The sequence below is a fragment of the Aquabacterium sp. CECT 9606 genome (assembly GCF_918741295.1).
Taxonomy (GTDB): domain Bacteria; phylum Pseudomonadota; class Gammaproteobacteria; order Burkholderiales; family Burkholderiaceae_C; genus Aquabacterium.
In genome coordinates, this window is the sequence record NZ_CAKKNB010000003.1 from 613,558 (window position 1) to 635,158 (window position 21,601).

Consider the following 21,601-nt stretch of genomic DNA (forward strand, 5'->3'; position numbering starts at 1 on the left):
CAGCGCCGATGGCCATCTCCGCACCGGCGCCTGCAGCACTGACCAAATCTTCCGGGACCCAGCAGCATGGTCATGATCCGCTTGCCAAAAGCAAAGGGGACAAGCACAGGCGAAAACGTTGAGTTCAGTCGGCGAAGCTGACTTACAAACACCCCGGCTTCGGGCTCGGTCAAGTGCGCTTTTTCGCCCAGATTAATCTGCTGCTTTTAGCGAATCTCAGTCGGCAGCTTCAGCAGTCCTGAAGCAGGCCCGCAAACCCGCATCGAATCACGCCACGCGAGTTGGAAATAGCTGCTTCAACGATGCGTAAAAATTTCCTGCGTGAACGTCGTAGCCGCCCGAAGAAGGGTGGAGTTCGTTGTGCCACCAGCTTGCGAGGTTGGGCAGCAAACCTTGCCCGTTCACGAAGGTGACATGCGGATGAGCGCCGGCGAGTGCCTGTATTTCCATCGCAAAGGTGGCAAGCATCACCCTTACAACTGCTGCGCGGGCCTCTTGCGAAGGAAAGCCACGCAAGTCAAATGCGGGCTTCATCCATGGCCCTAAAGCGTTAAAGCACACGCCCCTCCCGTCTGGTATTGCAAAGTCGTAGCCGTGGAACACCAGGCTGGTGGTGGGGCTCAACCGGTCACGCATCGCGATCAAGTCCTCGTAGCCCGCACGCACGAGCGAAAGCGCAGCAGCGAAACGAAGTGTGTGGAGGTGCGACTCTGGCGGCTGGGTGGCATCCCAGTCCTTGATCCATAGTGCCATCGGATTATCGACGATGTCGTTGCCACCTCCAGAAAACAGCAGCACATCCCACGCGCCCCCGGCAGGGCAACCATTTTGCAGATGCTCTGCAAGCAGCTTGTACTGCTCAACGCCCAGCATGAATCGCACCTCGTCGCCCGCCTTGGCGAGGTTGAGAATCGGCACGCCAAGGCGCCGTTCCAGGCGGGGTACCAAGCCGCCCTTGATCGCAAACGGCGGGTAGTCGAACCACGAATCTCCTTCTGCCAAGATTTGCAGTGGCACGAACCCAGCTGGTGCCGTCGCAGGCGACCTAGGGGCACGACCCGCGACTGCTGGAACAGGCGCCCGAAGAGAACTGCGCACGCCGCGCTGTTTCAGGATTGTCATCGTCGCTTCGTACTCGCGCACGCGGCGGACGATTTCCGCATCTTGTGCCTTACGCAAGCTTTCGCGCTCGGCAGCGACGCTGCGAGGCGTTGCCAACACTGGCTCCATGAGTGCAGCCACTGGCCGCGCCATGGCCTTGGGCCGCTTGGCCGCCGTCAACGCCTTGGCTTCGGCCAGGGTCAATGGCCCGGTCGAAGGAACCTTCTTTTCGAGGCCAGCCGTTAGTGCCGTGGCGTTATGTGCTCGCTGGCTTTGCGCCTTCGCAGTTTTAACCGGTGCTGTTATCGCCGTCTTTGCTACATTTAGTGCAGCTTTTTTGGGCAATTTTTTTGTACTGGCTTTGATACTCTTCGCTGGCGCTGTCTTTTTCGTTGAGACCATAAGGAACCTCCCTTGAGTTGCTGCTAGTTCGCACCGCGTAATCCTCAGGGAAATACTCGGGCCTTGACAACCCCCAAGACGGCTCTGTCCCCATCACGATACATTTTTCGAAGTCAACCCCTGCCAAGTTAGGGGGCTGCACGCCATGGGAAGCGCGCTTACCATCTCGATGAATTCTTTGACGACGCACGTGCCGATGGCGCGCGCTATATGTTGATCATGGAGGTAAAGATGTCGAACGCCAACGCAAGACAATGGATCTGCGCAACGCGGCAAAAGCGCCCGCCGGGTGTTGAAACCAGAGGCCTGGCAGACAAGAATCTGCTATGGCAGCCCGGTCAGGAACTACTCATCGGCTTCTTACAGGGCTCGACGAAGTTGCAAAACCGAGTCTTCGAAACCGCCCTGCACTGGACCTCACCCGACGAGGGCGGCGCTAACCTCGTCTTCAAACGCGCAGACAAGCCCGAATCAGCCCAAATCCGCATCAGTTTTGACGAAGCAGGTGGTTCATGGTCGATGGTGGGCAAGGACGCTCTGGCCGAGAAAAAAACCCAACCTACGATGAACCTGGGTTGGGCCACCGAGACCACCAACGACCAGGACTTCTCCAGCGTCGTGCTGCACGAGTTCGGACATTCTCTAGGCCTTCTGCACGAGCACAACCACCCTGAGTTGACGCTGCGCTGGAAGAAGGACGTGGTCTATGGCGACCTAGGGTCACATCCCAACAATTGGTCGAAGGACGATGTGGACTACAACGTCTTCGAGCAGTACTCAGATGAACGTGTGGTGATGTCCGACAAGCCCGACCTAGTGTCCATCATGATCTACACGATTCCCGCTCGTTGGCTCGATGGGCAACAAGCCATCACGCCGTCGGATCATCTCTCCAAGGGAGACATCCAGTTCATCCGAGAGATTTACCCCTGACGGGCTCGTCCCTTAGTACGACATGCCAACCGATGCCGTGATTGTCAGTGTGGCCGACTATCCAAGCGGCAACCGGTTGCTGCGCGCACTGCCCGGAGCAGCACGCGACAGCCAGCGCATGCAGAAATGGCTGCAGGCGAACACCGAAGGAGTATCAATCAGGGATTTCACTTGGCCCCCACCGCCGCCCGCGCTCCCAGGTGCCGATGCATTGCCATGGAATCGGCTGAGCATCGAGGCCACAATGCAACAGTTGCTCGTGAGCGGGTTGCATAAGACACGGGACCGATTGTTCTTCTACGCCTCGGCGCACGGCATGTCGGTGCCCACCAACCCGGCGATGCCTGCGGTCTTTTGCGCGTCTCATTGGCCGACTACCGCGCCAGATTTGTTCTTGTCAAGCGGGTGGGTGCCGCAGTTCACGGGGGCACCCGTCTACGACGAGTACCTGTGCTTCTTCGACTGCTGCAATGAGTGGCAACCCGGCACATTGCCGGTCTTCCAACCACTGAACCTGCCAGCGCGCCCGGTGCCCCCGCGTGTTTTAGTCGTAGCGGCGTGCAAACCGGGACAGCAGGCGCTGGACACCCCCACTGGCGGTGTGTTCACCGACGTGCTGCTCGAAGCGCTGAGCGGCTCGGCTGGCAAGCCGGGCACAGCCCAGGTGACTGCTGCCGATGTCGTCGCGTACCTTAAGGAGAACGTTGTCATCCGCGCTGCGCAAGTCAAGCCTGGTCACGTGCAGACGCCAGTTGAATGGATGGACCCCAACGCGCACGCCGACCTGAACGCGTTCTTGCTCTTCGACCGACTCCCCGTCAATGCCGCTGACGTGACCTCCTTGCTGGACGGGCGAGATCCCTCCAACGTCGAGGTGCTTGACGCAGAACTTGAGCCGAGCGGCACGGTGCTGGCGGCGCCCGATGGCGTCGCGATGCTGCCAAATCTCTTCGCCGGCAAATACGTGTTGCGCTGCGCAACCGACGGTTGGAAGAAGACCATTCGACTCAAGACCACGGTCGCCGATGATGGCAGCGTCGTGTCTCGAGTAGAGGCTTTGCCGTGAGCCGCGCCGTTTACCACCTTCACATCGCCGGCCCGGCCGGCGCCGTGTTCCGCGTGACGGATGGCGCGGCACGCTGCGTCGGCACTGGAATGCACCTGCTTGACATCGATCTGCCACAAGGCATTTACACAGTCAGCGCCTCGATGGGTCGCTCGGTCGAGACGCGTGAGGTGCTTCTCGACGAATCGCAGAGCATCGAACTTAGTTCAACGATGCCCAGCTTCGGCGAACAGGCGTTCGCCATCGCGCCTGAGGTCCTCGTCGCACTCGGATCACATCCCCTCCAGCCAGGAGGGCAGCTGATCGCGCTGCGGGGCCCCTGGCGTGACGAGCAGACCGCTGCCGACCGCGTGTCACTCGATTGTGACGGCCGCGCCGTGGCAGCGCTCCGTGAAGGTCTGGTGCCCGACCCGAGTGGAGTGGGTGTGTGGAGCTGGCAACTGTTCAACCTTGACACGGCGTCCAGACCTGCGGTTTTCAACGTTACTCGGTCAGTGTGCACCAAGTCTAGCGCTCAAACCCGACCGTCGGCCGATGTGGCTACCACGGGATCCAAAGACTCGGCACCGCAAAAGGTTAGTCATGTGCTGCCGCACTGGGGCGACTGGATGGTGTGGGCCGCCTACCCGGCTACGGCCTGCGGAGCACCTGCAGGCGTGGATCTGCCGATGCCCTACTACCTGCGCCTGCGCCTCACACGTGTCGGCGCCGCGCCCGCCGCGTTCTTGCAAAGTCTGTCGGACCAGGTTTTCACAGCACTGGCCGCGCGCAGCGGCCTGCCTTTAACCAAGCCTGTGCTCGATTTGCTGCTTTTGCCCGACGATATCGATCCGCTACTGGTGCTTGCCGCTGCGCACCTCGCCTCAATCACGCTGGCTTCGCTCGGACGGCTGCCTCAACTACCTCACGATGCGTCAGCTTCGACTTCGCAGCCCAATGGCTCATCGAGCGCCACGCAAAACGAGGCGCTGATGATCGACACAGAAGCCCTGCACCAGCGCTTCCACGCTTGGCTAGCGAAGCACGAAAACGGGCCGCTGGCCAATGCACCCGACTTGGTGGCCGCGCGCTTTCTCTTCGCACTCAGCACAAGCGCGCACTTGCGTGTTCCGCCTGTGCTGCTGCGTTCGCTCGACAGTTTGATCTACGTCATGGAATCGCCAATGTCCCGCACGGCAGGCGCCATCTTCGACGAGACCGTCTGGGGCCCTAGGCTGCAGATTTCCGACTCGTTCGCCTTCCTGCAATGGCTGCCAGATTCTGACTATGCGCAAGAACTGCTGAACAACGTGAAACGTTCACTCGAAAATGCTCAAGCAATGCAATCCATCGCTGGGATCATCGAGCAAGCCAGCGCCAAGATCGCTCGGAAATACGTGATGGCCTCGGCGTCACGGAGCAAACAGCCCGAGCTGCCAGCCTCCATGCCGGCAATGCGACACTTGCCGCCCGGCTCGGACTTTGACACGACTTTCGAACAGCCGCGTGAGCCGCAAGGGCTCGACGTCGAGGCATTCATCCAGAGCAACGTCATGAGCTTGCGCATTCCCGCCTCAGCGATGGAGCGCCTCGGCACAGTTCTCGGCAGCTTGTCGATCGATCAGGACAGTGTAGGGCGTGCAATGCAGCAATTGGCCGTACGAATCAAGAATGACTGAGAAGGACGCACGTGTGGTCGGTTGCAGGAATCAAGGTTTCATTCCATCGCATTGGATTGACCGACTGGACGCCCAGCGGGGTGTTGCGCAGTTGGGCGGAGGCGCACTGGCAGCCAACCCCTGGTGGCGTGGCGATAGCCTGCTTGCCGACCGAGGCACTCTGGCTCGGCTTCTCCGACAATCCCCGGCCAGCCATGGTCGTCCTGACCTGCACAGACACCGCCGAGACCGCCCGTCTGCAAGTGCCATTGCAGTGGCAGCTTGGCTTCTTGGTTGGGGCAGATGCACAGAATCGCCCCATCACCCTGCGCAATGCAGCGTCATCCAACTTTCGACTCGACGTTCAACAGCGAGAACCCACAAGCCGCGATTCGTTCGAACTGGTACTGATGTCGCCCCTAGCCTGGAAAACACGTTTCGGACCGATCGACATCGCGGCAGCCGAGCCCCCTGCGGTTGTACCAGCGTACTCGCGCATCGTGCGGCCCAAGACCGGTCCACCGCGTTGACAGAACTGACGCACTCCGACTACCCATCCCATTTAACTGACACCCACCGACGGAGTTCCGAACCATGGCACGTTGCCCTTTCTCCCTTTGGAGCCCCATCACCGGTTCATCAGGGCCACATCTCGGCGGACCATTCAAGATCATTCATCACACCACAGAAGGCAGTAACGCGCAGGGCGCGTTCAGCGCCTTCCAGCGCAATCGCTCGGATCCGCACTTCACCGTCGATGCGACGACGATTTACCAGCACATCGACACTGCGGAGGGTGCCCGGGCGCTTCGCAACGAGGTAGGCGGGGTGCAGACCAACCGTGACTCTGCCGTGCAAATCGAATTGGTGGGCTTTGCGCACCTCCCCAAGGACCGAAAGGCGCTGATCAACCTGGCGCGCCTGTGTCGCTGGATCGAGCAGACCCATGGCGTACCCAACATCTGGCCCGCAGGCCTGCCTAAGCCAGCCAAGAACGGCCGTGACCCAGGCCAGCACAACCGGAGCGTCAACACCTGGGACAGCCAAAGTGGTCATTACGGCCACTGCCATGTGCCAGAAAATTCGCATTGGGACCCGGGCTACACAGAAGACGAGGCCAGCTTCCTGATGGAGGCCAGCTTCGACGCAGCCGGCAAGCTGATAAGCCCGCCCCCTCCAGCAGTGCCAACACGTGCGCCGCTCAAGCGCGCAGCCGGGCTGGTACCGAACAGCCATGCCCCACAACAGACCACATCAACCATGCCAGACCACGGCGTCGTGCCTACGGGCCTGCAGGCTTACGTGCGCGACTTGGCACTGTGGCCACCCTCCCCGCCACTACCAGGCACGCTCCCAAGCGCCGCCAAGAAGACGATCCGCCGTGCCGCAAATGCCCAGGTGACCAAGGATTCAGCCGGCATCAATATGGGTGGCGTGCTCTCTTTTGTCGAAGGAGTGAGCGAGGAGGATAAGAACGACGTGCTCTACTCTGTGCAGCTTGCGCAGCGCGCGGCCAGCGGCATGTTCGACCGATTCACTCAGACTCAGTTTTGGTATCAGAAGTACACCGAGGTTCTGCAGGCCCTGGGATGGGCCAGCGAGCAATTCAGTTTTTCTCTCTTCAAGCAGGACGAAGGTGAGTTCCGCATGGACCAGGCCGCACTGGGCATCATCACTGCCGTGGCCACGCAAAACCAACTCGCAGTACTGAAGCAGGCAGTCGATGCGTTGTCAGAACTGGCCGAAGACGACGGTCCGATCGTGCTGTTTGACTTCCATTCGTCAGTGCAGTCCAGTGGCAACTTCCAACTGGGAGCGGTGCAGCGTACCGAGAATGGCGCTGTGTCGATGGCCCTCGGCAGTTTCTACTTTCATGCCGTGGACGGCCGTCGACGCTTTCTCTTCCTCGGATGGGGTGCGCGCAAAGTCCAGTTCTGGTCCGCCGCGCAGCGCATGACTCTGAACAAGGACTTCTACGCCCGCCGGCGTGCCGACGTCATTGCCAAACTCGACGCGGATGCCAAGAACTACATTGCAGACTTGAAGATCACCAAACGCTGATGCAGCATATATGGCCTATTGGGCAGAAGCGTACATCGCGGCCACGAAATCAGGCAACGCATGGAACCGCAATACCGCCAATCACTTCTGCTGCACTGACTTCTTTTGCTCATTGCAGACTCATGACCACATTTGTCAGACACCCGTGCCGCATCTCTAGGTACTCTGCGATTCAGCATCATCTTAGCGCCGATATTTCATGAGGCATCTAGATCTCGTCCCGCGAGAAGTCGTAGCCGTTTGCGTAGCCCTTTTGATCGTCGCGTGCGTCTTGTTAGGCTCTCACTTTCTGCGTGCCGTGAATCGGATCAAAACAACGCGTCAAGGGGCCACGGACTTCCTTTCATACACGGCAGAATGGACCAAGTGGATGGCAGGCATCCAGACAGCAGCGCTTGGAGTGCTGGCCCTTGCCGTGCTGGACAAAGACTATCTGCATGGTCGAAGTCTCTCCGGAATGCAGTCGGCACTTGCCGTCTGCGCATTTGTATTGCTTGGATGCGCGCTTTTGGCCAGTGCATGGGTGCTCTCCTCGATACCATCTCAGGCAATTCGGCTTCATGCCGTTCTCGCCAAACAAACCGAACTGAACGCAGCCTTTGATATCTACGAACAGCCCGTTTACGGCTGGTTGGTCAAAGCTGATGGTGACCAAACGAAGAGAGATTCCAGGTGGGCAACGAAAGTGTTCACGTTCGGATACCTCCTAACTGTTAAGCACACATTCTGGGTCCTCGGACTTCTATGTCTCGGGGGGTTAGCGGCGACCATCTTTCTCACTCCGCCTCCGGCAAAGGCTGAGTGCCCTTCAGCCTCCCCCACGGTACGCACTACGCCAGCTGAATCGAATCAAGGACCGTGATCGACGTTGGTCTGGCGTGCCGTGGCGCAGGCATAGGTTTAGTTCGACGCCACCAGCGTGGCTACGAAGATCTCCGCGGCGCTGATCTCACCGGTAAGGGGGTCGATGACGGGCACAGTCTGCCCTGCCTGGGCCGCAAACAGCTTCTCACCGCCCACATGGGCTTGGCCCATCGAGCCGACAACTCTTGAGCGCACGGACAACCTCGGTGTAACTGAGATTGGCGTGGAGGTGCAGGCGCAATGCTTCTCGGACCTGGCGCGTCGTGAGTCTGTTGGTTGGCATCGGCTCGGACCGAATAAAGCGGCGAACGTGAAGCCGGGTCAAACGATGTGAAATGGCCCCCTGATTCACCGGGCACGGACTATTGCTAATCTTACGGTCATCACTACCAATCAGTGCCGCAGGCGCTGATCCATCGAAGAGAAGTCGGCCCTCATGCGCCCCACTTACGAGGCTGGCCAGGCCGTTGATACGTCGACTTGCAGATCCTGTGAGGGTTTGGCGCGTTCAAGCCTGCTACCTGAGTCTGTCGAGCGCACCGATGCCCTCCTTGCAAACCAAACTGCCTTTGTTGCTCGACATAGGTTTGACCTTGCCCCCGTTTGTAAAGCTCCCCCAACGCCAGCAATGAACCCGTCAGCGTCGCGCAACCGAGAAACGGCATCAACAGCTTGTTCATTGAGGCGAACTCGACGGCTGCCCTGTTGTCTTCGAGGACGAGTTCGACTTTGTGCCACCCTTGCCGCTGATGCGCGACACCATGGCCATGACCGACGATAGCTGCGCACCCTCGCGTGTCTGGAACGAGCCCAAAGTCAAGGCCGCCTTGCCCTTTTCCGCGTAGCCCCAGAAGTCCCAGCATCCCTTTGGGTTGAAGCCCGCGCTGAACAAGTTTCCATTCGAATGCAAGGCTTGCGGGTAGAGGATGACCGTGCTGCTGGCGTCAGCCCATTCGTTGAACCCCGCTTGAAGTACAAAAGGCGGCGCTCGCTCACCGACTCGCTGTGGCAGATAGCCTTGCCCCAATTCGCATCCATGAAAAACGACGTGCAGCTTACAAACCCCTGCCACCCTCTTGCACTGCGGCGGGATGTACAGCCAGCCCGTGCTGTCGAGCCCCAGCGCAGTGGCAGGGCGTGACCAGAACTCCTGCTGATCAAATCGGACGAATTCTCCGCTTGCAGTGCGCCGCTGCGGCGGAGGTACGTTCTTGCCCTCGCCTTGGAGCCATTGCAGGATGGCCCCGGCCGCATCGAACTTACAATTACCCAAGCCGATTTGCAGGGAAGATTCGCAGGGCCCGCCCTGATTCAACGTGGGCATCACCCGACCGGCCTTTTCAGTGGTGAGCACTTTGACAAGGGTGCTGTTGCCTTGAACGGAGCGGTACTGCTCCTCGATTTGTTTCGAATGAAAGGGCCGCACCAAGGCGTTCTTGCCTTCCGCGATGATCATGACACGCTGTCGATCCAGGTTCTTAGAGGGGTCAATGAGAGCAGCCGACTCTAGTCGATGGAGGTCGTTTTTGAACAGCGCCACCAGTGTCTCGGAGGGAAGGACCGTGCATTGGCTATTGGCATCCACCGTCGGGAGACATGCGCACTTGAAAACGGCGCCACTTATGGACCCACGGCTGCAGTTGTACGGCGCGCCTCCGATGGTTCCTATACCTGCGATGGACGCGGAATGCGCAACGGCCAGTTGAACAGCCATATTGGCGCCAGAATCAAACCCCGACACGGAAATTCCAGACGGATCAATCGATAAGCGAGGCAAGAGTTGAGCTCTTACCCGGCCCAGCGCGCTGACTTCGTCCCGCAGGGCGATAGACTGTTTTCGCACAGTCGGTTCTACCTCGCGTCCGACCTGCCTGGCATCCAGCTGATCGGCCTGGGCGGTGAGCAAGGCCTCTCCTGGTCGGCTGTCTCCCTTCTTCAGCGCTTCCAGCGCGGCTTTCTGTTCAACGGTGGCATTGGGCTGGGCCGCCTGCTCTGCGAGCCGTGCGGCGGCAGCCAGGCGCAGACTGTAGTTCTCGTCCATCAACTTTATGTTGCGCTCCTGCAATTGGTTGTTTTGCTTCTGCAGCGCGCGAAGGAGGGCAGGGTCGCCTTGGATGATGGTTTGTAGCCGTTGGTTGATCGACACCTTCGAGTTGCTGACGTTGCCCAATTGCACATCCTGTTGCCCCTTTGTCGTGCCGACGCGAGGAAGCAAGGCGCACAGACCTGCGGAGAGCAGAAGAAGAGGAAACCGTGTCAACCAAAACTTCAAAATGAAGCTCACTGGATTTGGTTGAATTTAACTTCAGAGTCCTTCACATCACTCGCTTTCCCAATTTGCTTCAAGGGCTTGCTCGCACCTGATATCGCCGATTGGTTAAAGGTAACTTTGGATTGCTCAATTCTGCCCAACTCCGCTGTTTGCGTCCCTGTGGGTTCTGAAGCGGCGGGGACAGGCAAGGGTATGGACGAGGCGACTGCCTCCGATGGACGGGAGGCAGCCTGATCACTCCCAGGGTTCATTTGCCACGCGAGCAGGAACCCTCCCAAGACGACCAGGAACGCCAGGCTGTAGCAAGCAACAGGCCACCACGTCGGTACACTTTGACCATTTCTCCGCGCTCCGAAGGCGAACACCGCGGCCAAGGCGACGCTGATCAATGCGATGGGATGGGTGACGACATCTGGGATGGCTGACATGGATGCGCCTCTGTCTAAGAACTAGTGGAGGCTCGACGTCAGACACGTCTACCCAGTCTTGCAAGGCTACGGCTGTCAAGCTTGGCTGACCCTCCCTAGCCTTAGGGATCGACGGGGGACGTCTGAAACGCCCACATGTTGCCGAATTGATCCCTTCATCTCCGCCCCGTCTCAGCCAGGAGGGGACGTTTGCCAGGGGTGGCTGAATGGGCAATCGCGCGCTTAGGAAATGGTTTTCGGACGCGGTGGCGACACGACGGGTGCAATCGAAGGCCGCGTGCTCTCGCCTGACTTGCCGAACACGAAGGTCATCGCACTCGCGCCCATGAGCACCGCCCACCCGGCGTCAATCCGCGCAACAGTCCCCAATTGGATCAGGTCTCGCCAGACGATGTACAGGACAAGCAGATTGAAGAACACGACTTGAACGCGGTGAAGCGCAAGACCGTCTGCATCATCGAAGAAATCCTCCCAAAATCTGGTCTCGACTGGGTTCGTTGGCTTGCGAATCAGATCAATCAGCGCGCTGAAGCCGGTGGTTGCACCGCTGATGGCCAGCATGAACACAAATCCGCTTTCCGTCGCCGACGGCATTGCGCCGATGCGCAGCACCATAAGCAGCACCGCCGATATCGTCGTCAAAACCCAGAGGCTGAGAAGCAGGCGTGACACGGAATAGCTCATGTAGCCATCGCGCCGATCCTGCAGCAGCTTGGACCACCGCCATAACGAGGCCAGCAGGAGAATTGAGCCGAACAGTGCACCCCAGGCCCAGCGCGGACCTCCTATGCCGAGGGTCAACTTCAACTTCTCTTTGGCAACCCCAACCTGCGTGCTACCGAGGCCTACGCCGACAGTTACAGTGCGGATTCCGTCGGTTGCCCACAGCTTGGCAAGCAACTCGGTCCATCCGGGACTGCTTGTGACAGGGCGATTCACACGAAACGCGAGGGTCACCATGCCTCTGTGATCACGAATACGCTCCACCGGCGTGAGCCCGGTTAGCGGATAGTGGTCGAGGAACAGGGTCAAGTCGCTCTCGAGGCACTTGGCGACGAGAGATTCGACTGGGTCGAATGTCACTTCGATACGGCTACCCCACTCCGCAGTCGCTCCTTTCATCAGTTTAGGCTGAGGGATCTTGAAAGTTTCGGGTGTGACAGCTTTTGCGGTGGCCTTAGCAGCCAGTTCGGTAGAGGCCTGTGTAGCTCCGGCGGCCATTGCGGCTTTAACTGCAGCGGCTGCCGCTGCTACAACAACCACGTCCTGCGATACCGTCTGAGGATCGGGTGCCAGCACAGTGAGCGCAGGGCACTGCACCGCGTTGATCAAGGAAGTTGGCGATGCCGTGGCCTGAGCTAGCGCAAACTCCGACAGGAGCAATGCCGATACTGTCACCCAAAGATACACGCTCGTTTGACGGAAGCACATTTCGGACACCCCGGGACTTGAGCGGATCATCCGCCCTGAATCTGATTGATAACTCCTGCGACTTGGCCCAGTCCGACCATGATGGACTCAACGGTTTCGTCCCGGGCGATCATCACTGCCAGTTGAGCGGTTAGGTCCTTTACCAGCTGTACCTGGGCAGCGTCTGGTGGGTTGATTGCGAGAGCGCTCGCCTGAAAAGCGAGCATCCTCGCATCTTGGACCTTCATTCGCGACTCGGTTCCGAGAACCAGGCTCTGGAGATGCAACACTACTGCGTGGTCGACCCCTGCAGGATCACGCGACGCGTCGATGATGGCGAACTCTGCTTCTTGCCGCTTCGTGATGAGCGTGTTGTATTCGTCGTTGTAGACGATGAAGTAGTTCGATAGCTCGCGACCTGCGGCAGCCGCGTCCTCCAGATTTACTCCGGTCATCCGCTCTTGAAGTTGTGCAAGGTTTGGCATAGAGGATCCTCTCTTGACTATTTGCTGATTGCAGCGGCAACCGAGGTCGCTGCGGCCGCTGAAGTCGCGTCAAGCTTCGCCTCTGCTTCGTCCCGTGCTTTCTTGCTGTCGTCCAACAATTTTTTGGTCTCGGTACGGGTGTCCTTGAAAAACTGTATGAGGAAAGCCGCTCGCTCCTCAGAAGTTTGCTGTTTGGCAAGCCCGGCCAACGTCAGTGCAGCCTTGTCTAGTTTTTCAGTCGAGATTGACAGAGGCGAGAAGGCTGCGCCTAACTCGGCCTTGGAGGCCGCTTCTGCGGCCTCAGCCTGAGAGGACGCAAGTGCTGCTTTATCACCGTGCGCGACAAGTGCTTCGAACATCTTGATGATGTCTGTGCCATCGGTCTCCCTCAAGATCGCGATTTCCCGCTCAGTTTCTGTTTGACCGTTGTATGCCAAGGTCCGCACAGAGTTGATATGGGCAACCCTGACTGATGCGGTTGCGTTAAGCCCCTTCTCGAAGGCTGCCAGTGCAGCAGAGGCGATGGCAACATGCTTTGCAGCCAGTTCCGCCGAGGCGGCTGCGGCGTCAGGCGCCGCTACAGCCCGCCCGGCGACCAACGCCAGCATGAAAAGGAGTGCATTGCCTATGTGGTTCAAGATTGGCTCCTACTTGATGTTGACTGCGATGCCCACCGCAGCTAAGGCCTGGACGATCTGCGCAGTGAGCGACGCTGCCTCTATGGTTGTCACACCGTCCAAATGATAGGCTTGGAGTTGATTGATAGGCACAGACAGCAGCGTGTTCCAACTCGCGAGCGCCGCCTCCGATTTCACCAGCGCCTCCCGGTACTGGGTGTCGATCAGGCGAAGTTCCGCCGTTCTTTGCTGGTCGCGAGCGACGCTGTAGCTCTCAGACAGTAGGGCCAGTGCACGATAGGCTCGGCGGCTACCGCTTTCTCCAGCGCCATCAGGCGCTCGCCCGAGCGACTTATCCTCTTGGAACTGCCTCAACGAGGCGCAAAGCACAGTGGGCTTTTGCGGGCAATCAACGCGCGGCTTGGGTGGCTGGCCTAGTGCTCCAAGCTCTGCCTTGGCCCTCACAAGGAGCGAGACTTCCGACTGCGTTGCATCGAGGTACTCCCGCGCATGGTGAACCCGTGCCTTGGCGAGTTGCACGCCCGCCTGGGCCGCCGCAAGTTGGGCCGCAGTCAACTGTTTGTCTATCAGAAGCGGCTCCAGTGCAGGCAGCTTGCCCACTTGTTGGTATTGTTTCAAGGCCTGTGCAAACCGTGACGTGGTGCTGATGATCGCTAGCCCGGTCTCCAGGTCTGGATCACTTGAAGTCGCCTCGGCGCCACCCAAGGCCCCGAGAATGGCATTTAGCTGATCTAGGCGCTCCTCGTTGATGGCTTTGACGCCAAAGTCGCCGAGCTTCCGCAGTTTGCCGATGACCTTGCACAACTCATTCTCACTCGGGTCTGCAGCCGGATCTACGGCTTTGTCGCCACCCGCGGGGGCACTTGCTGCTGCAGCTGGCGCGGCGGCGTCCTTTTGGGTCTTGCACGTCAGATCGACAGGAATGCTTGCGTCTTTACCAGCTTTCTGAGCTGCTGCGAGAGCTGCGGCTGCGGTCTTGAGCTTGCCCCCCTCTTCTTTCGCCTGCTGGTCCTGTGCCTTGAGTTCGCCCTCAAGTCTTTCTAATTCGGCAGTTGCGAACCTCAGTTGGCCGCCAGTATCCTTCGCTGTTTTCGCCAATTGCGCCCGTGCGGTGAGAACCTCACTGCACCGCTTGCCCACGGTCTTGATCGGCTCTACGAAAATCTGAGCGATAGGCGAGCTTTTGAGCTTAGGGTCAGCGTTCTTTAACAGGTCAATGGCCTTTGACGCGTCGGTGCTGAGCTCCAGCGCACTTACCTCCGAATTGCAAGCAGGCAGGGACGAGAAGGCTGGCTGAAGCGCCGTCAGGTGATTTCGTGCCAGCTTCTCTCTCAGCTCTGCGTCCCGCACCGCAATCTTGCCCTTATCGTGCGCCTTTGAACCCGCGACTGGGTTCTCATTCACACCGGTGAGCTCTGCCAGTCGGGCATCCGCCAACTTGTGAAAGCGCGCAACGATCCCATCATCGGTCGTTCGCTGCTTCGACGTCCCGGCCTCGCTGACCAGCGCCAGAAGTTTCAGGTTGCGCTCGGCATGATTGGTGACGCGAAAGGCCTCAACCTCCTTGGTGTCCAATGCGTCAAGGATCGCTCGAGCCGCCTTGATCGACTCCGTGATCTTGCTGGCGTCGTAGTCCTCTTTGGCGCTCGTGGCGGCCGTGTCGGCCGCTTTGTTGTAGAGATGCAATGAGCCGCAGCCCATAAGCGTGCAAGCCAGGCCGACTGCGGCCGCCAATCGTGTCAGCTTTTGCATAGCATCCTCCAGCGTGGAATCTTATGAATCCGGGGCAAGAAGCGCCATCCCAAAGGGTAAGGATGGCGTTTGTCCGCATTCTGTGGTTAGAGTGTCTGCGCCGATTCAAATCTGAGCCACCGGGGGGGCGGCGGAAATTTTGGACTGGTTAAGCAGCAAGCCCCAGGCTGACTCGGTACTCGGCAGGACTCCGAGCGCCCAGGGAAATCTTGATCCGTTCTTCGTCGTACCAGCAGATGTATGAGCCCAGGGTCCCGAGTCGAGATCATCTGACGCGGCACGCCGTTTTAAAGTCTCACGATTTCAACCCGACAGCATCTCGTCCCCACCGCTCGCCGACGATCGGAGCAGCAAACGGATCTGAGCGGCAAAGTTATTGACATCGATGGGCTTGGAGATGTAGCCATCGCACCCGGCAGCACGCATTTTTTCCTCGTCGCCCTGCATTGCAAAAGCGGTGAAGGCCACAATCACGATGCAACCTCACTTCCTGAAGATCCCAATGCGTCAGCTCCGTGGGATGTCAAATCCTTTCACACGATGTCGCCATGGTGATCGCTGGAACCTCAGCCTGCACAGGCTTGTTCTTCCGCCACGGCATCACGCCCACGACCACCACGCTGCAGCATTTCTGCGATTGGCAATGCCGCGACTCCCCTCATTCACTGAGCGATGGCGTAAACAGGTCGTTCGTGAGGGTGCCACCAGCTTCGCGCTGCATATGACTACTCGGACCATGCGCCCCTGCCGCGACAAGCTGACCGCCCTGAACCAGCAAGCCATCGTAGGCCAACACTCTCAAGCGATTGATCCGCTTCGTCCCCTTCGGGAATCGGATCAGGTCATCGTAAAGCCTGGGGTGATCAGCCCGGGTCAGCTCAAACACCATGCGGATCGGCTCACACGGCGGTTTGGCATCGCCGCTCATTCAGCACCCCCGGACTCGGCCTCACCTGGGCCTGAACGCGATGCCTGCATGATGCTGCGGGCATAGTTCTGCCCTGCGAGCTGAAACCCCCGCACATTGGCGAACATCGGCTCCTTCACTTCATGGATCTTGTGCAGCGGGAACGCCGCCTTGACCGCTTTACGGAACAGGAACGCCCCGCCCCCAACCAGGATGATGTTCTGCAGGCTCTGCGGTGATTCGATCCACTCCCTCATGGTCGACACCGCCTGCGCCGCAACCGATTCAGCCATGGGCAAGTGGCGACTCATGTCGTAGGCCTTCTGATAGATCACCGGCGACTTGCCGGTACGCAGAGCCCGGTCAATGACGTCGTAGTCGTTGTATGGCGTGCCAATGCTGTTCGTGATGTCACGGGCAAGCAGTCGAAACACATCCGACATGCCTCGGTTGAGGGAGTGGCTTTGCTTTTGCACCATGCGCATCCCCCTGGCTACGATCCAGTCGAAAGTTCGCGAACCCGGATCGATGATCAGGCTTTGCTCGTTGCCAATGGTGGTCATTCTCTTGTGCTCGGCGGCGTAGTGAACCAAGGCGCCCTGGGGCTGCGCTACGGCGAGCGCCTTGCCAACCGTCACCGTTCGTCCACCGCCCACATCGTGGCTGCCCACCATGAGCTTTTCCAATGCGGTCTTCTTGGCCGCGAAGTGTGAAACGGGCAAGCCAACGACGAGCAGATCGATGTGACGCAGCTTCATCATGCTCAACGCCCCACGCAGCAGTGCCAGGTACTCCGGCGACTCGGTGTATGCGTCATGCAGTTGTCTGGCCCGGAAGGTATCTGCTGCAAGGCCAACATCAGGGCCGACCTCGTAGAACAGAGGCCCGACGGGGATGCACACCGTTTGGCGGCGCTCGCTTGCGGGCAACGCTGGCAAAGCATCGCTGCTGGGGTAGGCGACGGACTGGAAGCCGGCGCAGCGGATGTCTGTGCCCGTTGCGGCCGTGACGAACTTGGTGTTGCCTGATCCGACATCCACCGCTCTGACGATCAATTCCATGATGAGACTCCAAAACAAGGTTTCAGGGGTGACCAGCATCGACATGCCGATGCGATCTCGCCACGCAAAATCCCCGCTCAAATGACTCGGTTTCGTCATCAGGCCAACACGGTGTCAGCCAACTTGCGCTGCACTGACATTGAATTGGCGCTGGAGGTCGCCGGGATGAGCTTGGGGCCTTGCGTGTGTCACCACGTTCTCATTCGAATGACACCCGTCAACCCCTGGCACCAGGCCGCCCTGCCCTCAATGCCCCACTCCAATTCGCTTTCGCAATTGACCGGATGGGAACCAGAGGCAAGCCGATCTGCTGTCAAGCCCGCATGCAGCCTGGCTCTGCGGCCCTATCGGTAAATAAGCACGGCTCAAGGGTGCGTCCCGACACCCACATTCGCCACCCGCATGGCCCCACGATCCGGGGCGATTGCGGCGGCCTGCCTTGACCTGGTTTGGCCATCGGCGTCAACTACAGATTCCCGAGGGCCGTCCTGGCCCTGCTCCTGATGGAGCAAAAGGCGTCGCAGTCGTTACCTGCCCTTCAAGCTCCGGCCTTTTGAGCCGGATCTGTCATCGCCCCTTGAGGTGATGGCCGTGAGGATTGTTTCGCAGTGCATGCACCAGTGGCCTGGCCAGCGTTCGCGCTGGGCGTTCCTGAAACGCGCCATGGTCTTCGAGCACGCAGTCGGCACCCGATGCCGAACCGCTGTTCCCGTCATCCCTTTGAGCACGCGCCTCAGCGCACCGCACGGTTGTGTTGGCATTTTTAGGCTCCCCGTGCGACCTCGCTCATGAACTCGACACCGCCCTGGACTTTCGGTCAGGGGTGGACCCATGCGAGTGGATGGCGCTCCGAATCCAGAACTGATCCACCACAGACGCGTGAGGCCAGACCTTCGCGCCGATGCCATCCATGCCCCCGAGGCACCTTGGCATCACCAACCCCAGGGCTGCAGAAATGCACGACTGGGCCGGATCAACCATTTCGTTTTTAAGACAGACCGAGCGGGCCGGTGTCGATGCATCACAGCAGGCACACCGACCGGCAAACCTTTGGGTAGGCGCAGCACTCGTCGTGGTCGGGTGGCGCGCTGAATCTTTGACCACGAACCGATGGGGCGACGGAATCCGTGCCATCGGCGATCTCAATGGGATTCCACCTTCACGCACACCATCGTGCGCACCGTCGTACAACCCCAACTCGCTGTTCGGGCAGCGGGCACCTGACCATGGAATTCACATCATGTCTGAGCCATCCACCCCTCGACCCTCCAGGCGCCGGATTCAGGAACCCTCCAGCCCCGGGCGCTCAAGCCAGCATCAGCCCACGCGACGGCAAAGCTGGGCAGGCAAGACGCCGCAGGAGATCCTGGCTCGCCACCCCGCAGGCCAGACACCGCCCTTGAAGGTGCTGGAGGTGTTGATCGAACTGTTCAACACCCTGCACACCTCGCTGGCCAAAACCGTCTCGCACAAGACGCGTCAGGAGCGTGCCCAGTTCTTGCGGCGCTTCTTTCGTGAGCTGAAGGCCAAGGCCGGGTTCAAGACCGTGCCCGACCCGCGCAACCTGGGGCAAAAGCACATCCAGGCCATGGTGCAGGTCTGGCAGCAAGAGCACCTGGCACCGGCCACGATCCAGACCTACCTGAGTTTTCTGCGCGGGCTGGCCATGTGGATGGGCAAGCATGGCTTCGTGCGAGCGCCAAGCCACTATGGCTTGAGCCTGGACGAATACCAGCGGCATGAATACGCCAGCCGGGACAAGAGTTGGTCGGCGCAAGGGGTGGACATCGACGCACTGATCGATCAGGTGTGCCAGCACGACCGCTATGTGGGTGCATCGCTTCGGCTGATCCACGCGATGGGGCTGCGGCGCAAGGAATCGGTGCTGTTCAGGCCGTTCGACAGCATCGTGCCCTTTGAGGCCACCGGCCTGCCGCCCGATGAGCAGGAGGCGGATCGGTATGCGTGGGTCAAGGGCAAAGGGGGACGGGTGCGCTACATCCCGCTGGACCGCCCAAGCAGGGTCCTGGCGGTTGAGTTTGCGCAGGGCGTGGTGTGCAGCCAGGATGCGCACATGGGCGATCCAGCCCATGACCTGCGCAAGAACCTGAGGCGCTTTGACTACGTGGTGGCGAAGTTCGGCATCACGGTTCGCGAGTTGGGGGTCACCGCGCACGGGCTGCGGCACGAAGTGCTGATCGGGCACTATCAGGCCCTGGCCGGTGGCCCGCCCCCGGTTCGCGGTGAGGGCACGGTGGCACCCGAGCTTGATCGGGCTGCGCGGCAGGCCGTGGCCCACCTCGCTGGCCATGCCAGGCCCCGCGCGGCTGGTGCTTATTTAGGGGCCGCCCGCCCTCGGAAAGACCCGCCCGACCTTGACGGCCATGCGGATTGCGAGCCTTCCCACCCATAGGGCCGGAAGGGCTGAAACACATGACAGCGGTGGTGCAAGATCATGACACTGAGCCACCTTGCAGGCTGTTTCAGGAAATGCCCTGGCTCACACCGCCAGTTCACCCACCGCATCAGCATCGGATGCCCCGACATGGACGGCGCCACCGCCATCGCCAAGCGGCTTCGATGAGGTACCCGTGCGCAGGCACATCGGCAACCATGCCGCACCGGCCATCGCCTGCTCGGCCCCGCTCACGGCTGCGTCCTTCTTGAGCGCCGCCAGTGGCGCTGCGGCATTAATGTCCACCGCCTCGGTCACCACCTCCAGGATGCGCCCCTTGGACACATGGTCCAGGTACGAAGGGCCACTGGCTGTCCACCAACGGCGCATGTCCAGGCCAAGCGCCAGCGCCAGGGCATCCGTCCTTTGGGTCGCAGGCTCCACACCGTAGATGCCCGTGACCGTCGAGGCAACGGCAAAGGTCAGCAGTTGCAGCACCGTGGCCTGGTCTTGCGCCAACAGCCAGGGGAACATGGCATCCAGGTCTTGCGGGAGCTTGTCAGCCCAGGTGCGGCGCTCGGCATCCATCCGCAGCCACGCCGGACTGGTTTCGATGTCATCGGCGGCAGCTCGCAGATCAGACTGGCTGTCCGTGGCCGTGATGGCCAGGACCGGGTCCTGCTGGTGACAGCGGTAGCCGTGATTCAGAAAGAGCTTTTGCGCCAGTTGGGCCGTGATCGCCACCAGCGCCACATCCGGGCGGGCAATCAATTCGGCCTGCACGGCGGCCACCCGGTGGGCGGTCAGGCGGCGCATCAGCTTGTCGGAGTGAACAGGGCGGGTCTTGGGTGATGGCAGAGACACCATGCCCGCTTGCACCCCGCCCTCGCCTGCTTGCCGTGCCGCTTGCGCCATGTCGCTGCGGTCATCGGGGCGAATCAGGCCGCGCTTGACTGTCGGCGTGCCGTTCTGGTCCACATGCACCACACAGCCCGCCTGCTTCATCAATTCGACAGGCCATGTGCTCAGGTCGGCCTCGATGGCCTTGCCCTGCACCTGCAGTGCCGCGACCTCACGCTCCAGCTCATCGGCTTGATCTTCATCGCCTTCATCCAAGGCATCCATCTGATCCTGCAAAGCGGCCATCCTGGCTTGCAGCGCATCCAGACTGGCCGCTTCCTGCTCGGTGGGGGCACGCCGGGTCTTGTGAAGCTCACCATGGCTCAGGTAGTCGTCACGGACCCAACGCGCCTGCACGTCCACCCACTTCCAACCTTCGGCGGCCACCTGCCTGGCCTTCTTGCGCAGCTTGTCCGTCGCGAGTTGATGCAGCAGGGGCACATCCAGCAGGTAGGCCTTCTTGTCATCGTCGCTGAACAGGTCGCGCCGCAGGGCACCACCGGCCTTCTCGTAGGCCTTAAGCGTCACGTACCTGGCCACCGGATCCCGGTCGGACTCGACTTCATCCTGGGTGAGCAACTGGCGCAGGCATTCAGGGCGGCGGTTCCATGGCTGCAGGCCCGCCCAGGCTTGCTCCTGCTTGTCATGGTCATCGACCAGGGCCAGCGCCATCAGGCAATCCAGGCCGATCTCATCTGCCCGAAACTGCGCCATCAGCTTGGGCGACACGCTGGCCAGCTTCATCCGGCGTTTGACCACCAGGGGCGTGACACCAAAGGCTGCGGCCACGTCCTCCACGGATTTGCCCTCACCCAGCAATTTGGCAAAGGCCAGGTACTCGTCGGCCGGGTGCATGGGCACATGAAAAACGTTCTCGGCCAAGCTGGCCAGCAACGCCTTGTCAGCGGGCACGATCAGCACGGGCACCGGGTAGTTGTCAGGGATCTCGCCGCTGCTCGCCAGCAGGCTCAAGGATTCCAGGCGGCGGCCTCCGGCGCACACGTCGAACTGGCCCTGCACACCTTTGACGACGATCAGGTTCTGCAACACGCCACTGTCCTTGATGGAGGAAGCCAACTCGGCAATGCTCAGTTTTGAAGTGCTGCCGCCCGGGCGCACCTGGTAGTCCACCGACAACACCAGCTTGTTCAAGGGCACCGTGGTGCGAGGGGATGCCGCGATCACGGCATCGATTTCTGCTTTGGTGAATTTCATGAGGGCTCCTGCACGGTTGAGGGGCAGGCGATGCGCCTGTCCATGCATTCAGAATCTCATCGGGCGCGCTGAAT

At 60.2% G+C, this 21,601-nt stretch carries 19 protein-coding genes and 1 pseudogene; 7 read left to right on the forward strand and 13 right to left on the reverse strand.

From position 1 onward, the window contains the following. Positions 1 to 267: 267 nt before the first annotated feature. Positions 268 to 1,503 carry a hypothetical protein gene (locus LQ232_RS15440; protein WP_230181227.1) on the reverse strand — a complete coding sequence of 412 codons (1,236 nt, stop codon included), beginning with the start codon at positions 1,501 to 1,503 and terminating at the stop codon, positions 268 to 270. A 231-nt stretch (positions 1,504 to 1,734) separates the two neighbouring features. On the opposite strand from LQ232_RS15440, the gene LQ232_RS15445 reads away from it, so the two are divergent. The 6 genes from LQ232_RS15445 to LQ232_RS15470 all read left to right on the forward strand — a co-directional run bounded on the left by LQ232_RS15445 (position 1,735) and on the right by LQ232_RS15470 (position 8,062). Further along, positions 1,735 to 2,436 carry a M12 family metallopeptidase gene (locus LQ232_RS15445; protein WP_230181228.1) on the forward strand — a complete coding sequence of 234 codons (702 nt, stop codon included), beginning with the start codon at positions 1,735 to 1,737 and terminating at the stop codon, positions 2,434 to 2,436. A gap of 22 nt (positions 2,437 to 2,458) precedes the next feature. Then, positions 2,459 to 3,502 (forward strand): caspase family protein, encoded by a 1,044-nt coding sequence (locus tag LQ232_RS15450; protein ID WP_230181229.1) that lies wholly within the window; start codon positions 2,459 to 2,461, stop codon positions 3,500 to 3,502. After that, on the forward strand, positions 3,499 to 5,160 hold the full coding sequence (locus LQ232_RS15455) for a hypothetical protein (RefSeq protein ID WP_230181230.1): 1,662 nt from the start codon (positions 3,499 to 3,501) through the stop codon (positions 5,158 to 5,160). Before LQ232_RS15450 ends, LQ232_RS15455 begins: the two co-directional genes overlap by 4 nt. A gap of 11 nt (positions 5,161 to 5,171) precedes the next feature. Continuing rightward, positions 5,172 to 5,669, forward strand: coding sequence for a hypothetical protein (locus LQ232_RS15460; protein WP_230181231.1), 498 nt, complete (start codon positions 5,172 to 5,174; stop codon positions 5,667 to 5,669). Positions 5,670 to 5,733: 64 nt separating this feature from the next. Beyond that, on the forward strand, positions 5,734 to 7,200 hold the full coding sequence (locus LQ232_RS15465; RefSeq protein ID WP_230181232.1) for an N-acetylmuramoyl-L-alanine amidase: 1,467 nt from the start codon (positions 5,734 to 5,736) through the stop codon (positions 7,198 to 7,200). Between the two features lie 370 nt (positions 7,201 to 7,570). Continuing rightward, entirely contained in the window at positions 7,571 to 8,062 is a 492-nt protein-coding gene (locus tag LQ232_RS15470) for a hypothetical protein (protein ID WP_230181233.1), read from the forward strand. Positions 8,063 to 8,100: 38 nt separating this feature from the next. Here the strand turns inward: LQ232_RS15470 and LQ232_RS15475 are convergent, their stop codons facing one another. The 11 genes and pseudogenes from LQ232_RS15475 to LQ232_RS15520 all read right to left on the reverse strand — a co-directional run bounded on the left by LQ232_RS15475 (position 8,101) and on the right by LQ232_RS15520 (position 17,017). After that, positions 8,101 to 8,259 carry a hypothetical protein gene (locus LQ232_RS15475; protein ID WP_230181629.1) on the reverse strand — a complete coding sequence of 53 codons (159 nt, stop codon included), beginning with the start codon at positions 8,257 to 8,259 and terminating at the stop codon, positions 8,101 to 8,103. 481 nt (positions 8,260 to 8,740) lie between these two features. Beyond that, positions 8,741 to 10,348: a hypothetical protein gene (locus tag LQ232_RS15480; protein WP_230181234.1), complete on the reverse strand. Its 1,608-nt coding sequence runs from the start codon at positions 10,346 to 10,348 to the stop codon at positions 8,741 to 8,743. Further along, positions 10,345 to 10,764, reverse strand: a complete 420-nt coding sequence (locus LQ232_RS15485; protein WP_230181235.1) for a hypothetical protein — start codon at positions 10,762 to 10,764, stop codon at positions 10,345 to 10,347. The genes LQ232_RS15480 and LQ232_RS15485 overlap by 4 nt, the downstream gene beginning before the upstream one ends. Before the next feature lie 222 nt (positions 10,765 to 10,986). Continuing rightward, positions 10,987 to 12,096 carry a hypothetical protein gene (locus tag LQ232_RS15490; protein ID WP_230181236.1) on the reverse strand — a complete coding sequence of 370 codons (1,110 nt, stop codon included), beginning with the start codon at positions 12,094 to 12,096 and terminating at the stop codon, positions 10,987 to 10,989. Between the two features lie 125 nt (positions 12,097 to 12,221). Further along, a complete protein-coding gene (locus LQ232_RS15495) occupies positions 12,222 to 12,659 on the reverse strand; it encodes a hypothetical protein (protein ID WP_230181237.1) in 438 nt (145 codons plus the stop codon). A 17-nt stretch (positions 12,660 to 12,676) separates the two neighbouring features. Beyond that, positions 12,677 to 13,297, reverse strand: coding sequence for a hypothetical protein (locus LQ232_RS15500; protein ID WP_230181238.1), 621 nt, complete (start codon positions 13,295 to 13,297; stop codon positions 12,677 to 12,679). 9 nt (positions 13,298 to 13,306) lie between these two features. Next, complete coding sequence (locus LQ232_RS15505) at positions 13,307 to 15,049, reverse strand: hypothetical protein (RefSeq protein ID WP_230181239.1); 1,743 nt, start codon at positions 15,047 to 15,049, stop codon at positions 13,307 to 13,309. Positions 15,050 to 15,197: 148 nt separating this feature from the next. After that, a pseudogene (locus LQ232_RS23665) lies at positions 15,198 to 15,296 on the reverse strand (IS3 family transposase); the annotation flags it as partial. A gap of 56 nt (positions 15,297 to 15,352) precedes the next feature. Next, positions 15,353 to 15,523: a hypothetical protein gene (locus tag LQ232_RS15510; RefSeq protein ID WP_230181240.1), complete on the reverse strand. Its 171-nt coding sequence runs from the start codon at positions 15,521 to 15,523 to the stop codon at positions 15,353 to 15,355. Positions 15,524 to 15,707: 184 nt separating this feature from the next. Further along, the gene (locus LQ232_RS15515) at positions 15,708 to 15,977 is read right to left on the reverse strand and encodes a hypothetical protein (protein WP_230181241.1); all 270 of its coding nucleotides are present in this window, start codon (positions 15,975 to 15,977) and stop codon (positions 15,708 to 15,710) included. Then, positions 15,974 to 17,017 (reverse strand): PRTRC system protein D, encoded by a 1,044-nt coding sequence (locus tag LQ232_RS15520; protein WP_230181242.1) that lies wholly within the window; start codon positions 17,015 to 17,017, stop codon positions 15,974 to 15,976. The genes LQ232_RS15515 and LQ232_RS15520 overlap by 4 nt, the downstream gene beginning before the upstream one ends. Positions 17,018 to 18,257: 1,240 nt before the next feature. Between LQ232_RS15520 and LQ232_RS15525 the strand changes: the two genes are divergently transcribed. Then, complete coding sequence (locus LQ232_RS15525; protein WP_230181243.1) at positions 18,258 to 19,430, forward strand: phage integrase N-terminal domain-containing protein; 1,173 nt, start codon at positions 18,258 to 18,260, stop codon at positions 19,428 to 19,430. Positions 19,431 to 19,517: 87 nt separating this feature from the next. Here LQ232_RS15525 and LQ232_RS15530 read toward each other — a convergent pair whose 3' ends face one another. Beyond that, positions 19,518 to 21,527 (reverse strand): ParB/RepB/Spo0J family partition protein, encoded by a 2,010-nt coding sequence (locus tag LQ232_RS15530; protein ID WP_230181244.1) that lies wholly within the window; start codon positions 21,525 to 21,527, stop codon positions 19,518 to 19,520. Positions 21,528 to 21,601: the final 74 nt, after the last annotated feature.